This window comes from Neobacillus niacini NBRC 15566 (genome assembly GCF_001591505.1).
Lineage (GTDB): Bacteria > Bacillota > Bacilli > Bacillales > Cytobacillaceae > Neobacillus > Neobacillus niacini.
On record NZ_BCVA01000003.1, the window covers coordinates 140,274 to 156,512 of the forward strand.

Here is a 16,239-nt window from a genome sequence, read left to right on the forward strand (position 1 = left end):
ATATCATCAAATCGTATCTCCTTTATGAGCTGGTCGCAAGAGCAAATTATTAAACTAACATTGAATAAAAATCGATAAAGGATAAATTTCAAACAACAAGAATTTATGCAATTTCCAGATTAACTAATTAAGAATTTAATATTATGTGTAGGATTGGAGATATTATTTAGAAAGGAGTGGAAAAAATGAGTCATTTAATAAATAAATTGCCATTTATAGAATTAACCGCAAATGAGGTATCTAATCTATGGTCTTCCTTTTTAATGAACAGTATGGAACAAAGACTTTTGCAATATTTTTTTGCAAGTACAGAGGATAGCGAAATAAAACAAGTGATAGAACAGATGTTAAATCAATCCCAAAAGAATATAAATGAACTCCAGGAGATTTTTGTCAAAGAGAATCTTACGGTCCCTTTTGGTTTTACCGATGAAGACGTAAGGGTTGACACACCTAAAGTATTTTCAGATACATTTATTATGCATTTTTGTTTTGATTTAACACACCTCCCAATGAGTACATATCCCATTGCATTATCAGATTGCACCAGAAACGATGTCCGAGATCATTTCCAAGTAAACATTGCATTTTCTGTAAGAATCCAGAATGAAATTGTAGACTTAATGTTATCAAAAGGAATATATTTGAAACCACCGCAAGTGGCAATAGATAGTAAGGTGGAAATTGCTGATAACTTCTTCTATCTTAATGGATTTTTTGGTGCTTCAAGACCTTTAAATGCTCCTGAGATCGCTAATGTTTCAAGGATTATACATTGAGCACAGTTTTCTAAAATGGTTTTTGTCACATTTAGTAAATTAGCCCAAACAAAAGAGCTGAAACAACATTTCGCTAAAGGGAGAGATGGGATTGAAAAAATACTAGATTCACTTCAAGAAGTGCTTGAAAAAGAAAATATTCCGATCTCATCCTCAGGGGACTATCAAATCTCCAATTTAGAAATGTCTCCATTTTCTGATAAGTTAATGTTGTTTTTTGTGAATACGTGCTTGGGAATATTCTGTTTTGCCATGATAAGTCAGGCTATGACTTCCAGTTTAAGGACGGATATAGCTTCTAAATTAAGCAAAATTTCAGATGATATGAAGAAGTATTATGGACTGGGTTTACTTTTAGCGATTAAAGAAAAATGGTTTGAACAACCTCCCCAAGCAGTAGATAGAAAAGTTTAATTATAAATAAAAAACTATTAAACAATCCGAGGCGATGCTTTAAGTAGGCATCCCTTTTTTCATTTTGAACTAACGTGGGCTTTGAGACAAAAGCTTAAAAGCTGTATACAGAAATAAGAAGGAATTACTATTATTTTAGAGAATAGGAAGTTAGTAATTAAAATAATAGTTTGAAGGTGTAATTAAATCCGCATTTCGATAAACGTGTTTAAAGCTTTAATTACCTATTAATAAGGGGGAATACAAGAATATGAAGAAAAGGAATCAAAATAGTAAAAATTGTCTACTTTCCCTCCCGTACAGAGTTAAGTTAATTCTTGTTTTTTCTCTTCTTATTCTACTAACTGCTACTATTTTAGGAAGTATTACATACTATCAATTTGCCAAATCGAGTCAGAACAAAACGGAAGAATATCAGATTCAATTGGCAGATCAAATCAACCAGCATTTAAATCGCTATCTAAAGGAAATGCAGATTATATCCTTATCACCATTTTATGATCAAGAGATATTGGATATATTGAAATCACATCAAACACCGAGTAAAGGTACTTCGTTCCCTCCAGCAGCTGAAAGAGTCCCAATGTGGAGATATATTTCTAGTCTTATTCATATGCGTAATGAAATTAGAGGAATACATATCATGGCAAATGACGGTACAATCTTTAGTAATTTAGATTCTAATACGGTTATGCTGAAAGTTTTCGAAACAGATAATGACTGGATTAAAAAGATTAAGCAGGCAGACGGGGAATGGGTTCTGCTGCCATTACATAAACCAAATTATTATTTAAATAAACACACATCTGTATTCTCTGTGGGCAGGCTTATACGTGACCCATCTAGCCATGAACACCTTGGGATTATTAAAATTGATCTAAAGCAGGAATTAATCAATGAAATTGTAAGCCGTTCCAATACGGAAAGTCATATTTTTATCCTGGATAAGAACAACCATTTTATTTACCCAAATAAAGAGGATAAATTAATTGAAGCTTCTTTTCTAACAGAAATTGAAAACATTAAGGTGAATAATTATACAAACATCCCGATCGATGGAACAGAATATATGATGGTCTATCATCAGTCAAGCTATTCAGGAGTGAAAACCATCATGCTTACACCCCGATCGAGTGTATTTAGCGAGGTGAATCATCTTCGGAAGGTGATTATATTCGTTGTCATGGTGGGGATACTAATCTCATTTTTATTAGGTTTTTTACTCTCAAAACCGTTGGTAGAATCGATTCACACCTTAAGAAAAGCGATGGGTAAGGTGGAAAAAGGAAACTTTGCGGAGAGAGTAACAATTAATTCGAACGATGAAATTGGTGATCTAGGAAAAGGGTTTAACCTAATGATTAATGAAATTGACAGACTTGTCTCAGAGGTATACAAAACGAGTTTGCGAGAAAAAGAGGCTGAAATTAGGGCACTGCAAAGTCAAATGAACCCCCACTTTCTCTATAATACGTTAGAATCAATCAATATGCTTGCGATAACAAAGGGAAATTTAGATGTATCTGATATGGTTTCTTCATTAGGGAAACTACTGCGGTACACCATCGATAATTCATCCAAGATCATTACTTTGGATGATGAGTTATCCTTTATTCGTTCCTATGTCTCTATTCAAAAGGTAAGAATAGGTGAAAATCTTCAGTATAGTGAAGACATTGACCCAAATCTTAAAAATGTATTATTGCCAAAATTAGTATTGCAGCCATTCGTGGAGAATGCGATTGTTCATGGTATTGTTCAAAAAGGCGGGTACATTTTTATTAAGGCTTATGTAGAGAGTGGGCTTCTAAAGATATCCATTCGTGATAACGGAAAAGGGATTACAGAGATAGAATTAATCAAGCTGAAGAGAGTAATAGAGAATCAACAACACATATCGTCTGATAAACATAATGGGATTGCACTTTCAAATGTGCACGAACGTCTGCAGCTCCTATATGGAAAACCATTTGGAGTTTCATTGGATGGCAGGGACCAAGAGGGATTTTCGGTGACATTGACACTACCAATTCAAAGAATGGGGGAAAAGACGCGTGAAAGAAATATTAGTGGTTGAGGATGAAGCCATTATTCGACAAGGACTAAAAGTATTACTTGAACAAGTGATTGGCGGGTATCGGGTGACGGAAGCGAAAAGTGGTGAGGAGGGTCTAATCCTTTTTCACCAAAGAATGCCGCATTTAATCATTACTGATATTCGAATGGGCGGGATGGATGGACTCACCTTTAGTTCGAGGATTAGACAGGTTTCGGATGATGTACCAATCATCATATTAAGTGGGCATAGTGATTTTGAGTATGCAAGAAAAGCAATGCGCTACGGTATTAATGACTATCTATTAAAACCGATTAATAGGATTGAACTATCGGAAACATTATCAAAAATTTTTAAGGATGAGGAAGAGGAGAAAGTAGAAACTTCTAATCAATTTCAAAAAATCGTGAAGTACATAAATGATAACCTAAGCCGGGAAATCACCTTAAAACATATAGCTGATTATGTCTATTTGAATCCTCAATATGTCGGACAATTATTCAAATCCGAGCTTAATCAAACCTTCACGGAATATATAACGGAAGAAAGGTTAAAACGGGCGAAACAATTATTAAAAGGTACCAGCTTAAAGGTGTATGAAGTAGCACAGCTTTCAGGCTATAAAAGTCCTAAGCATTTTATGGCTGTATTTAAGCAAGAAGTTGGGACAACACCTGTACAATTCCGGAAATATTCATAAATTTTTTTTAAAATCTATGATTAACGAACTTTATCTCTTCTTGAAGGGATATTTTTTGTTAGAGTATGCCTTTAAAATGTAAGACAAAGGGAGGTATTCATATGAAGAGAAAAATAGGACTCATTTTTTTAACACTACTAATGATAACGTTTACAGCGGCATGCAGTAATAACACTGAAACGGGATCGAAGGAAAATGGTTCAAAGGATGAAGATGTTGAGTTGACATTTATGATGTGGGGAAATGAAGCGCATCAAGAAGTGTACAACAAATTAATTGCAAAATTTAATGAAACACACCCGAATATTAATGTAACGATGGAAAGTGTACCATTTCCAGATTACCAGCAGAAAATTACCGTTTTAGCTGCTGGTAAAGAGCTTCCGGACGTAGGCTGGGTCGCAGAGCGCATGGCACCTCAGTTTATGGAAAATGGACTATTGGCAGATGTTTCATCCTTTAAAGATGATAAAGATTATAACATGGATGACTTTTTCCCATCGACACTCGATTTATTCGAACAGGATAATAAATTGTATGGAATTCCATTCTCTACTCCCCCGATGGTTATGTTCTATAACAAAAATTTGTTCGTTGACGCTGGTGAAAAAACACCAAATGAACATGTAACAGCGGGAACATGGACTTGGGAGCAGTTTGAAAAGTCGGCAAAAGCGATTTCGTCTAATGGTGTCTATGGTGCGAACTTTTTCCGTGACTGGAATACGTGGATTGCTTTACTATCCCATACATGGGCTAATGGTGGAGACTTGTTTAATAAGGATCAAAGCAAATTTACTTGGAACAGCCCACAAGGGATTGAAACTTTAAATATGTTAGACCGCATGATGTTTAAGGATTCCTCTCATCCTAAAGCAGGTGAACAAGTAAGCTTTGAATCTGGAAAAATTGGAATGTTCTTTGATGTTTACAGCTATGTATCCGCTGCTCGTAATGTAAAAGATTTTGAGTGGGACATTGCCCCGCTTCCAGAAGGATCAGAAGGTAGATTTCCAATGTTAGGTCAGGCAGGATATGGATTATTTAAAGATTCTAAACATCCAGAAGAGGCGAAAGAACTTCTTAAGTTCTTTACTAGCCAAGAAGGAATCACAGCTACATCTACCTTCTTCGTACCACCACGCGAATCCGTGTTAAGCTCTGACGCATTTGTCAATCAGCCAAATAACCCGCCGGCAGAAAGCATTAAACGTGCAGTTATTGATGAAATGGATAATGCTCGCTTACAGGCTGGTCATGTGGAATGGCAAAAAATTGATACGGCCATTCAATTTGGGTTTGACGAATTATTTGGTCAATTGAAAAAGCCAGAAGACATCTTAAAAGGTATGGAAGAAAAAATCAATCCGATATTGAAATAACAAAAAGATGCGGTTAAGCCTACATAGGATTAACCGCATACCTTTTACAGGGGTGAAAGACTTGTCGGCATTATTAAAGCAAATACTAAAAGAAAATAAAATGACTTTAATTGTGAGTTTACCAGAAAATCGCTTCGATTTAGCAAAGGCTGCCATTCAAGCTGGGGCAGACGCTATTAAACTGCATGTGAATGTCAATCATCGTGCGTCAGGAAATATTTTTGAGTCAGTGGATTCTTATGTGGAAGTATTTCGCAGTATAAGGGATGATTTTTCTGGCCCGCTTGGAATCGTTCCGGGTGGATCATTTGAAGATATAAGACAAAGTGAAATGGAACAGCTTATTGCTCTTGGGTTCAATTTTTATTCTATTTATGCCCATGATAAACCAAGCTGGATGCTTGGGCTAGACAAGATTGAAAAAACATTTGCTATCTCCAGTGACTATTCCCTAAACACGTTGGGCAAGGTTTACCATCTTGGGATAACCGCCTTAGAAGCATCTATCATTCCTGGGGAGGAATATGGGACACCACTCACCTTCAGGGATGTACTTGCCTATAATTGGCTTGTCCAACATGTCGATGTTCCTGTTCTGGTTCCTTCTCAAAGAAAGCTAGTGCCTTCTGACATTTCTATTCTTGCTAATGCAGGAGTAAAAGCAGTTATGCTTGGGGCAATCGTGATAGGAAATACCGAAGAAAGTATTCAAGAAAGAATCAGCTTATTTCGAAAAGCAATCGATTTGTTGTAAAAAGGGGGTAGGAAAGTTGGAATCAAATGTTCAAACAACGAAAGTTCTACCCACTACGGGTAAAAAAAGAAGAAAGAAATTCATCGGCAGTGAAGCGTTTTATGGCTATTTATTTGTCAGCCCAATGGTGATTGGATTTCTTTTAGTGATGTTATTCCCGTTAGTTTATTCCATTTATATAAGTTTAACAGATTGGCAGCTTCTCGGAGATCCTAATTTTATTGGGAGTGAAAACTATCAACGCCTAGTCAATGATCCGGACTTTTGGGTGGTTTTAAAAAACACAATCATTTTTGCAGCAGGTCTTGTACCAATTAATATCCTGATGGCCCTGTTATTGGCATTGCTGTTACAGAAGAGTTTACCTGGGATTGGATTATTTCGAACAGCAATATTTATACCGGTTATGACTTCGATTGTGGTGTGGTCGATTATTTGGAAGTATATGTTTGGTACCGAGGAAGGATTTATTAATCAAATACTTGCTGCTGTCGGAATTGACGGACCTGCATGGCTTTATGATCCGGATCTAGCGATGGGAGCAGTTATTGTTGTAAGTGCATTGAAAAATGTTGGTTTAAATATGGTGTTATTCTTGGCTGCCCTTCAGCAAGTAGATAAAAATCTTTATGAAGCCTCCTATTTAGATGGAGCCAACAGGTTAAAGCAATTTACGAATGTCACCCTGCCGATGATTACCCCCACTGTTTTTTTAACATTAATCTTAACGGTAATCGGTTCCATGAAGGTGTTTGGACAAATCTATGTAATGACTAACGGTGGACCAGGAAATACTACCAAGGTATTAGTTTATTATATTTGGGAAAATGCTTTTAAACTATTTGATTTTGGCTATGCGTCGGCGATAGCACTTGTTTTATTTGTGATTATCCTATTTTTTACCATCATTCAATGGAGTGCGAGAAGAAGGTGGGTTTTCCATGAAGAATAAAAAGAAGAGCGGAATTTTTACTAAACTATCATTTTACGGAGTGCTTACCTTTATATCACTCATCATGATTGTCCCATTATTATGGATGATTAATACTTCATTTAAGGATTCAACAAAAGTTTTTGTATTTCAGTTTATCCCAAACCCGTTTAAATGGGAAAACTATTTACAGGTATTAGAATCGACACCATTTCATCTTTTCTATTTTAATAGCTTTTATATTGCGATATTAGTAACAGCTGGAACGATCTTTTTGGGATCGTTAGCGGGTTATGCATTCGCAAAGCTTACGTTTAAGGGGAGCTCATTTCTTTTTCTATGTTTGTTAAGTACCATGATGATTCCCGTTGAGGTTATTACCATCCCATTATTCTTATTTATGAGAGATTTAGGGTTAATTAATACACATGTCCCTTTAATTGCCATTCCGATTTTAGGTCCGGCCGGCGTATTTGGCGTTTTCGTCATGAGACAATTTTTCTTATTGGTACCAAAGGAGCTAGAAGAGGCTGCAAAATTAGATGGCTGCTCTTATTTCCGGATTTATTGGAATATCATGCTTCCTTTAGCCAAACCGGCCGTCGCAACACTAACAATTTTCACTTTTTTAACAAGCTGGAATGAATTTTATGAACCGCTTATTTATATTAACTCGAAAGAACTAATGACGTTACCAGTAGCTTTGGCACTGTTCACTGATGAAGTGGGGACGAAGTGGGAGCTTCTGATGAGTGCTTCAGTGATGGCAACAGTTCCATTGTTAATTGTCTTCTTTTTCGCCCAAAAGCAATTTATTGAAGGTGTTGCCATGACGGGAGGGAAGTAATCAGAGAGGCAAATACAAAAAAGGATGTGTCTATGTTGAAAAGAGAACTAGAATTTGATGTCGTCGTGGCAGGAGGAGGTCCTGCAGGAATTAATGCGGCAATTGCTTCAGGCAGAGCAGGTGCTAGAACGCTGCTTATTGAAAGATATGGTTTCCTCGGGGGCATGTCTACCGTAGCACTTGTTTATCCATGGATGACCTTCCACACGGAGTCAGGTAAACAGGTCATTAAAGGTATCGCACAGGAAATCGTGGAACGTTTAATGGAAAGAGAGGGTTCACCCGGTCATTTGCGTGATACCGTGGGGTTTACTAATACATTAACACCTTATCATCCTGAAAAATATAAGCTGCTAGCATTAGATATGCTAGAAGAAGCAGGTGTAGAAGTCCTTGTTCATAGTTTCGTAGATAAGGTTAAGGTGGAAGATAATAAAATCACCACTATTAATCTAACAACAAAATCAGGTCCCATACAAGTTGCATCGAAGCAATTTGTGGATACAACAGGAGACGCCGATCTTGCTTACTTATCGGGTGCTCCATGTTTAAAAGGGCGAGAAGGGGATAGTAAAACACAGCCGATGACAATGAAGTTTCGAATGAGAGGCGTGGATCTTTCAAAAGTAAAGGAAGCGATGAAGGCTGATCCAAGTAATTTTTATAAAAAGACACCTATCTCCGATTTGGATGTCATACCCATTACGGGCGTACAGGGTTTTTATAAAGAATGGAAGGAATCGGGAGTGCCAATCAATCGGGATCAAGTTCTCTTTTTTGCAGGTCCTGAAGAAGATGAAGTTCTTGTTAATTGCACCCGTGTTCAAGGTCTCGATGGAACGGATGTCTTTGACTTAACAAAAGCGGAAAAAGAAGGTAGAAAGCAAGTATTGATGATGGCTGAATTTTTACAACAGCATATCCCCGGTTTTGGAAAAGCTTCAATCTCAGCTGTAGGATCGCAAATTGGAATTCGTGAAACTAGACGGATTGATGGGCAGTATGCCCTCACAATTGAGGATGTTGTTGCCGGAAAGAAATTCGACGATACGATTGCGCTTAGTGGTTATCCAGTTGATATCCATGACCCGACCGGGAAAGGCGTTCAAGCTAATGACATCGAGGGTGATGGATGTTATGGGATTCCGTATCGATGTCTGGTACCAAAGGGTATTGTAAATCTTTTAGTTGCAGGAAGATGTATTTCAACCACTCATGAGGCTTTAGCAACAACAAGACTTACCCCTAGCGCAATGGCCACCGGGCAGGCGGCAGGTACAGCAGTTGCACTTGCTATAAACGAGGATGTGGCACCAAAAGATATTGATATTAAAAAGCTTCAAGCTATTTTGGTAGAAAATGGTGTGGTTATTTAAATTCTTTTTGAAGGAGGAAACACATGAAACACTTGAGAAGAATTATATCCCTATGTCTAGTTGTTTTACTCTTTTTTAGTACCGCTTCCTTGATGTCAGCCAAAGAAATCAAACAAGAACAAGCGAAACTCTTACTGATTCCGTTAGATGACAGACCTGCAAATGTTTATTTTCCAGAGAAGGTGGGTGCTTCTGCTGGCATAGAAGTCATTTCCCCACCTAAAGAGATGACAGGTAAATTCACGCAGCCAGGAGATGGAGAAGAAATTAGTAAGTGGCTTTTAGCGAATGGAGAACAAGCTGATGGATTTGTTATTTCAACCAGTATGCTTGCCTATGGCGGTTTAGTCGCTTCCCGTACAGGAGTTAAATCGCTGGAAGAAGCAACGAAGGATATTCAGGTAATTAAAGAATTGAAAAAATTGTACCCGGAAAAGCCTGTATACGTCTTTGATACGATTCAACGATTAGCCGTTACAGCCATTAGTGATGAATATTTAAAGTATTATTCTCAAATTAGCGAATGGACGATTTTATACGATAAGGTAGTAAACCTAGGAATGCCAGGGAAAGAAAGACTTGCGGAATTAGAGTCAATGATCCCTGCAGCTGTTTTAGAAGATTATAAGAAAGCTAGAGCTAGAAACCACACAATTAATAACTTAATGATTGACTGGGTAGATGAAGGTTATATCGACCATTTGATATTAGCACAAGATGATGCGGCCCCTCACGGACTTCATCGTGCAGAAAGAGAGCTGCTTCTTGAAAAAGTGAACGAATTAGGAGTCCAAGACCAAGTTGCTGTCTTCCCTGGTGCAGATGAAGTGGGAGTGGTCCTAGTATCCCGATTTGTGAACCAACTTTATAAGACATCTCCTGCATTCTTTGTTGAATATGGAGGAGTACACGGGAATGAATGGATAGCTCCTTTTGAAGATACAACTTTTGATTACAATGTGCAGAAGCATATTGTTTCTGCAGGAGGAAGAATCGTTGATAACCAGGAAGACGCAGACATTCATCTTCTATTAAACACTCCGTCTGAGAGTCGAACACCACGGTCAGAAGATATTGAAAAGCTTGTCACAAAAACGAATGAATTAATTATGAATGGAAAAAAAGTGGCGATTGGTGACGTTTTAATCGTAAACAAGGCTGACGAGGCTTTTGTAACTGAGCTTGCTAAAAGTGTAGATTTAACAAAAATTTTATCCTATAGCGGCTGGAATACAGCTGGAAATGCACTTGGTATTACAGTGGGGCATGCCGCAGCTCGCACTGCATTTTTAGAACAAAAATCAGGATTTGGTGTACCTTTATATGAACAGGCCGCTGAGAACCATTATGAATTTTTACTTCACAGGTTTGCCAAAGACCAAGGCTATAAAAATGTCGTTCATCCAGCAGCAAGAGTCTATATCGGACAAATTGGTGCAAGTGAGTGGGACTTAGGCAATAAATATGATACAGTAAACCATTTTGTAAAAGTAAAACTAACAGCTGAAACAGAGGTGTGGTACCAATATTTTGACGGTAAAAAAGTGTATATAGGTTCGAGAGGAAATAAGGATTTTTACAAAACCATTTCATCATTAGAAAGTGTTCATGTTAACCTGCCATGGCCGAGGATTTTTGAGGCAGAGCTGGAACCTGAGCTGAAACTCAAATAATCAAAAGTAGTGGAAAGCAATCTTTAAGGTTGCTTTTCTTTTTTGATAAAATACTAGAAAAATATAGTAAAACGTTATATAGTTGGAAAAAACAATTAAAATATTCTTAATATAGTAGACAAATAAAAAATAAGGAGCTCAAAATGAACACGAAAGACAAATGGAATTTAAAACATCTTGATCGAATCACTCAGCTAAAGGAGCCTCAACCCAATCCAAGATTAAAGAAGCTTGCATCATACTTTCAGGAAGGCGGCACCGCTCTAGATATAGCATGTGGTCTTGGTGGAAACAGTTTGTTCCTGGCAGGAATGAACAATCAAGTCGAGGCAATTGACATTTCAGACGTTGCGATAAACTATGTCCAAGAAAAAGCAGCCAAAGATAATTTGAGTGTACAGCCCCGAGTAACGGATTTAACAGATTTGGATACGTTAAATTGGCCGAATAACCCCTTTGACTTTATAGTTATGTCTTATTATTTAGATCGTTCATTGTTTCCAATTGTAAAGAACGTTTTAAAAGATGGAGGTTATTTCTTTATGGAAACCTACTACCAATCACCATACATTGAGGAACAAGGCGTATCCGATCAATATAAACTAAAGTCAAATGAGTTGTTGTCAGTATTTGGAGATTGGAAGGTTCTTTATTTTGAAGAGAACGAACAAGAAGGATGGCAGTCGATATTTTGTCAGAAACGTTAAGGATAGTTTGAACCGCATTTTTATATGCGGTTCCCTATTAGGACATTTTATTTTTGTTAAAATCAGAGGAGTCATTGTAATCATAACGAAACCCATCTTCTTGGGCAGGGATACTTTTGTTAGTTTTCGTAGTGTCTGTTTCATTTGTTATTACTGGTGTATTGTCTAAATCTTTGTTGAATTTTCCATTCCTTGACTTCATTAAATTAGCCTCCTACATTTGATTATCTACCCACCTATTATTCCTTTAGATTATCTTTTTATTCTATTGTGATTTTTTGTATAAAACGGTCATACCAAAAAATAGTATTAACTGTAAAAATGGGGAGACTATTCGTAAAAACTTGGAGTGGAAAAAATGCTCTTACTCTATTTCGCACTTTTCCTAGTTGCAGCAATAATATGGGGGAATTGGAGAAATTGGAGAGAGTATTATCCAACCATTTTATTTTCATGGTTGGTGACCTATTAAAAAATTTTTTGTTTTATAATTAATAGATGTGGACGTATAAAGAAACAATGTTTTTGGAGAATATACTTCGAAATCATACCATTATAAGTATAATGATAATTTTTATTGGGTATCCGTCAACGATCTTGCTTTTCTTAGGGCGTTTTCCAAATGTAAGATGGAAGCAGGGATTATGGGTTTCTTTTTGGGTGTTTCTTTATTCCATATTGGAATTCATAAAACTTCATTATTTAAATTTAATTAGGCATCATAATGGCTGGAGTATGACATGGTCAGTTGTATTTAATATCGTCATGTTTCCACTGTTGTTCACCCATCATAAAAAACCGCTATTAGCTTGGGGATTATCTGTTATTTGGATTCTATTATTAAAGATGTTCCCTATCCCTCTTGAGAAATTAAAATAAAGTTTATTTAAAATATTATAAAAGAAGGTTATAGGTGCGGTGACCACAAATTTCTGATGCCTTGGATAAGAAAATGACGTGAATAGCACACGTCATTTTTTTTATTAAATACACACTAGTTATTTGAACCGTAGACTATAGTTAGTAAGGATTACTGTAGTACATGTTTAGAAAAGTTATTGTTCCGATGGCATTGGCATTCTCGGGTATTCTGAATAATCTAATCAAAAACTGGCTTGAGTTTTGTGACAGAAGGGATGGACTAATGTGAAAATATCACTTCGAGATCAAGTTTTAAAAAAGGAAGGTACGACTTTTCCTTCAAAAACCTATACATCTATGGTACTCGAACCTGCCTATAATGAGGCAAAACAACAATTTATAGACTCTATGCTGGAAATCCATTACGCTCATTTAATCATGCTTGTAGAGCAAGGGCTTGTTGGAAAAGATGAAGCAGAAAAAATTGCGAAAGCAGTTTCTAACCTAGATCAGGAAGATGTTAATAGAAGAAGCTATACCGGTGAATTTGAGGATTTATTTTTTGAAATCGAACATTTTTTAATTAAAGAAGCAGGCGATATTGCAGGAAACCTTCATATTGCAAGAAGCCGAAATGATATGGGGATTGCCATTTACCGTATGACTTTGCGGAGGAAACTTTTATTATTAATAGATAAGGCGTTGATACTTCGCGAGGGACTAATTGAATTGACCGAGGAGCATAAAGGAACGGTGATGATTGGGTATACACATACCCAACAGGCTCAGCCAACCACTTTAAGTCATTATTTTAATGCGATGACTGATATGCTTACTCGGGATATCTATCGACTTCAAGCAGCCTATCAAACGGTCAATCGCAGCAGTATGGGAGCTGCAGCCCTAACAACGTCTGGATTTCCGATAAATCGGGAACGTATGAAAGAACTTCTTGGCTTCGAGGACATGATTGATAATGCATGGGATGCGGTTGCAGGTGCAGATTATATAGCTGAGACAGCGACTGCTGTTCAGTTGTCCGCATTAAATTTAGGAAGATCGATGCAAGACTTCTTATTATGGGGTACACAGGAGTATGGTGCATTTCTACTATCAGCACCATATCTACAAATAAGTTCCATTATGCCGCAAAAAAGAAATCCTGTTTCAATCGAGCATATGAGAGCTCTTTTATCAAGTGTAGCAGGAGATTGCCAAACAGTCCTACTCATGCTCCATAATACACCATTCGGAGATATTGTGGACACAGAGGATGATATGCAGCCCTATATCTGGAAAGCCATGGAAAGATTAGCTGGCATATATGATTTATTTACGTCGGTTCTACTAACCATGGAGGTCAATAAAGAAACACTTCTGAACAGAGCGAAAGAAAGCTTTGCCACCGTAACTGAGTTGGCAGATACCCTTGTCCGAAAAGATGGGCTAACATTCCGTCAGGCACACCATATAGTAGGTTCAATGGTGAAGGAAATAATGAAAAATGAAAAGCCTTCGATAAAATCACTAACATTGGAACATGTAAACGAGCAATTAAAAAATGTTGTAGGAAAGGCATCTGTTTTAACCAAAGAAGAATTAAAACAATGCCTGAGTCCGGAATATTTTGTTAAAATCCGTGATTTACATGGAGGACCAAGTCCAAGTAGGATGGAAAAAACAATAAATGTTCGTTTAATGGAACAAGAAGAATTAGCAAGTTGGTTGAAGGATAGACAAAATCACCTTAGCACCTCAGCTTCAAAGGTTAAGGAGATTATTACGAAATGGACGGGAGCACAGGAATAAAACCCCCATCAAACTGCTTGCTGTCGATGGTGGCGGTATGAAACATTAGCTATGCTTTATAAAGAAACCTACATCGTTGCCACGACGAATACTAAGAAAATTTTTGGATTATTATGTTCATTGGACTTACCGACAGACTTTTCACTATATACAAGCTTTTAAATAATTTATAATTATCATATAATAGTATATAGTTATTTTATAAATAATATAATTTTATATTGATAGTGTAATAATAAAGAACTAAAAAGTGTGTGACTAGGTTGCGTTCTAAGCTTGGCGTTACCCTGTATCTTTCTAAAATTTTTAAAAGAAGGTTGGTAAAAATGAGCAACGGAGAAACTAAAACAGACGTTATATTAATAGGCGCCGGAATCATGAGTGCCACTTTGGGGACAATTTTAAAAGAATTAGTACCGGAATGGGAAATAAAAGTGTTCGAGAAACTTGAAAACGCAGGTGAGGAAAGTTCTAATGAATGGAATAATGCTGGAACGGGCCATGCCGCACTATGCGAGCTTAACTACACAACGGAAAAACCAGATGGATCAGTAGATATTAGTAAAGCAATCAGCATTAATGAACAGTTTCAAGTTTCAATGCAATTTTGGTCATACCTTGTAAACAGCGGTCTGGTACAGAATCCACAGGAATTTATCAGACAATTGCCACATATGAGCTTAGTGCAAGGAGAAGAAAATGTAACTTTTTTAAAGAAACGATTTGAAGCGCTCACAAACAATCCGCTTTTCCAAGGAATGGAATTTTCTGAAGATCCGGAAAAACTGATGGATTGGATCCCGCTTATCATGGAAGGCCGCGTATGGAATGAACCTATTGCAGCAACAAAAATTGACTCTGGAACAGACGTCAACTTTGGTGCATTAACGCGCATGTTGTTTAACCATTTAGAAAATAAAAATGTAGATATTAAGTATAATCATAGTGTTTCAGATCTTAAACGCACTAGCGATGGCTTGTGGGAATTGAAAGTTCAAAACCAGTTTAGTGGTAATGTCAAACGCCATACGGCAAAATTCGTCTTCATCGGTGGCGGAGGAGGCAGTCTGCACTTATTGCAAAAGTCTGGTATTCCTGAAGGGAAAAGTATCGGTGGATTCCCTGTAAGCGGACTATTTATGGTATGTAATAACCCTGAAGTTGTGGAGCAGCATCATGCAAAAGTATACGGAAAGGCAAAGGTTGGTGCTCCTCCAATGTCTGTTCCGCATCTTGACACAAGATTTATTGAAAATAAGAAATCATTGTTATTCGGTCCATTTGCCGGCTTTTCACCAAAATTCCTGAAAACGGGTTCTATGCTCGATTTAGTAACGTCTGTAAAACCGAATAATGTTTTAACGATGTTAGCTGCTGGCGCGAAAGAAATGCCATTGACCAAATACTTGATTCAGCAAGTAATGTTATCTAAAGAACAACGCATGGAAGAGTTACGTGAATTTATCCCGAGTGCTAAAAGTGAGGATTGGGATTTAGTCGTAGCCGGACAGCGTGTACAGGTTATTAAAGATACTGAAGCTGGTAAAGGAACGCTTCAATTTGGAACCGAAGTCATCACTGCTTCTGATGGATCCATTGCAGCATTGCTAGGTGCTTCTCCAGGTGCTTCTACTGCTGTTCACGTTATGTTGCAGGTAATCAAAAAGTGCTTCCCGCAATATATTAATGAGTGGGAACCGAAAATCAAGGAAATGATTCCTTCATATGGTGTATCACTGATGAAAAATCCAGAACTGCTTCGTGAAATTCACTCTTCGACTGAGCAGTCGCTCGGTTTAAAAGAAAAAGAACTCGCTTACAGTTAGTTCCTTCAATATTTGTTGCAATGAGCACAATATAGAGCAGAAAATTTACAAATTTTTATTCAAAACTTGTAAATTTTCTGCTTTTTTATAACTATAATGAACTTAGCATCCATAAAAGTAGAGC

General features: G+C 37.1%; 15 protein-coding genes. 14 read left to right on the top strand and 1 reads right to left on the bottom strand.

The window, feature by feature from the left end:
- The first annotated feature begins 185 nt into the window (after positions 1–185).
- From BANA01_RS30270 to BANA01_RS04200, 11 genes are all read left to right on the top strand, one after another.
- A complete protein-coding gene (locus BANA01_RS30270; RefSeq protein WP_235847053.1) occupies positions 186–779 on the top strand; it encodes a DUF3231 family protein in 594 nt (197 codons plus the stop codon).
- A gap of 15 nt (positions 780–794) precedes the next feature.
- Entirely contained in the window at positions 795–1,193 is a 399-nt protein-coding gene (locus BANA01_RS30275; RefSeq protein ID WP_235847054.1) for a DUF3231 family protein, read from the top strand.
- A gap of 250 nt (positions 1,194–1,443) precedes the next feature.
- On the top strand, positions 1,444–3,270 hold the full coding sequence (locus tag BANA01_RS04160; RefSeq protein ID WP_063251789.1) for a sensor histidine kinase: 1,827 nt from the start codon (positions 1,444–1,446) through the stop codon (positions 3,268–3,270).
- The gene (locus BANA01_RS04165; RefSeq protein WP_063251790.1) at positions 3,248–3,949 is read left to right on the top strand and encodes a response regulator transcription factor; all 702 of its coding nucleotides are present in this window, start codon (positions 3,248–3,250) and stop codon (positions 3,947–3,949) included. Before BANA01_RS04160 ends, BANA01_RS04165 begins: the two co-directional genes overlap by 23 nt.
- Before the next feature lie 101 nt (positions 3,950–4,050).
- The gene (locus tag BANA01_RS04170) at positions 4,051–5,331 is read left to right on the top strand and encodes an ABC transporter substrate-binding protein (protein ID WP_063251791.1); all 1,281 of its coding nucleotides are present in this window, start codon (positions 4,051–4,053) and stop codon (positions 5,329–5,331) included.
- A gap of 61 nt (positions 5,332–5,392) precedes the next feature.
- Positions 5,393–6,085, top strand: a complete 693-nt coding sequence (locus BANA01_RS04175; protein WP_235847055.1) for a hypothetical protein — start codon at positions 5,393–5,395, stop codon at positions 6,083–6,085.
- 16 nt (positions 6,086–6,101) lie between these two features.
- Entirely contained in the window at positions 6,102–7,037 is a 936-nt protein-coding gene (locus BANA01_RS04180) for a carbohydrate ABC transporter permease (protein WP_063251792.1), read from the top strand.
- Entirely contained in the window at positions 7,027–7,863 is an 837-nt protein-coding gene (locus BANA01_RS04185) for a carbohydrate ABC transporter permease (protein ID WP_082799381.1), read from the top strand. The genes BANA01_RS04180 and BANA01_RS04185 overlap by 11 nt, the downstream gene beginning before the upstream one ends.
- Before the next feature lie 32 nt (positions 7,864–7,895).
- Entirely contained in the window at positions 7,896–9,239 is a 1,344-nt protein-coding gene (locus BANA01_RS04190) for an FAD-dependent oxidoreductase (protein ID WP_063251793.1), read from the top strand.
- A 23-nt stretch (positions 9,240–9,262) separates the two neighbouring features.
- A complete protein-coding gene (locus BANA01_RS04195; protein ID WP_063251794.1) occupies positions 9,263–10,912 on the top strand; it encodes a DUF4127 family protein in 1,650 nt (549 codons plus the stop codon).
- Positions 10,913–11,055: 143 nt separating this feature from the next.
- A complete protein-coding gene (locus tag BANA01_RS04200; RefSeq protein WP_063251795.1) occupies positions 11,056–11,619 on the top strand; it encodes a class I SAM-dependent methyltransferase in 564 nt (187 codons plus the stop codon).
- A 37-nt stretch (positions 11,620–11,656) separates the two neighbouring features.
- Here BANA01_RS04200 and BANA01_RS29430 read toward each other — a convergent pair whose 3' ends face one another.
- Positions 11,657–11,821, bottom strand: a complete 165-nt coding sequence (locus BANA01_RS29430) for a hypothetical protein (RefSeq protein ID WP_157411717.1) — start codon at positions 11,819–11,821, stop codon at positions 11,657–11,659.
- 362 nt (positions 11,822–12,183) lie between these two features.
- Between BANA01_RS29430 and BANA01_RS30280 the strand changes: the two genes are divergently transcribed.
- The 3 genes from BANA01_RS30280 (at position 12,184) to BANA01_RS04215 (ending at position 16,115) form a co-directional block, all read left to right on the top strand.
- Positions 12,184–12,498 carry a CBO0543 family protein gene (locus tag BANA01_RS30280; protein WP_235847056.1) on the top strand — a complete coding sequence of 105 codons (315 nt, stop codon included), beginning with the start codon at positions 12,184–12,186 and terminating at the stop codon, positions 12,496–12,498.
- A gap of 267 nt (positions 12,499–12,765) precedes the next feature.
- Positions 12,766–14,289, top strand: coding sequence for an argininosuccinate lyase (gene argH, locus BANA01_RS04210; RefSeq protein WP_063251796.1), 1,524 nt, complete (start codon positions 12,766–12,768; stop codon positions 14,287–14,289).
- 287 nt (positions 14,290–14,576) lie between these two features.
- Positions 14,577–16,115: a malate:quinone oxidoreductase gene (locus BANA01_RS04215; protein ID WP_268875051.1), complete on the top strand. Its 1,539-nt coding sequence runs from the start codon at positions 14,577–14,579 to the stop codon at positions 16,113–16,115.
- Positions 16,116–16,239 lie beyond the last annotated feature (124 nt).

Coding starts and splice junctions, on each gene's coding strand:
- BANA01_RS30270 (WP_235847053.1), top strand. CDS start 186: ATGAGTCATTTAATAAATAAATTGCCATTTATAGAATTAACCGCAAAT.
- BANA01_RS30275 (WP_235847054.1), top strand. CDS start 795: ATGGTTTTTGTCACATTTAGTAAATTAGCCCAAACAAAAGAGCTGAAA.
- BANA01_RS04160 (WP_063251789.1), top strand. CDS start 1,444: ATGAAGAAAAGGAATCAAAATAGTAAAAATTGTCTACTTTCCCTCCCG.
- BANA01_RS04170 (WP_063251791.1), top strand. CDS start 4,051: ATGAAGAGAAAAATAGGACTCATTTTTTTAACACTACTAATGATAACG.
- BANA01_RS04185 (WP_082799381.1), top strand. CDS start 7,027: ATGAAGAATAAAAAGAAGAGCGGAATTTTTACTAAACTATCATTTTAC.
- BANA01_RS04190 (WP_063251793.1), top strand. CDS start 7,896: ATGTTGAAAAGAGAACTAGAATTTGATGTCGTCGTGGCAGGAGGAGGT.
- BANA01_RS04195 (WP_063251794.1), top strand. CDS start 9,263: ATGAAACACTTGAGAAGAATTATATCCCTATGTCTAGTTGTTTTACTC.
- BANA01_RS04200 (WP_063251795.1), top strand. CDS start 11,056: ATGAACACGAAAGACAAATGGAATTTAAAACATCTTGATCGAATCACT.
- BANA01_RS29430 (WP_157411717.1), bottom strand. CDS start 11,821: ATGAAGTCAAGGAATGGAAAATTCAACAAAGATTTAGACAATACACCA.
- BANA01_RS30280 (WP_235847056.1), top strand. CDS start 12,184: ATGATAATTTTTATTGGGTATCCGTCAACGATCTTGCTTTTCTTAGGG.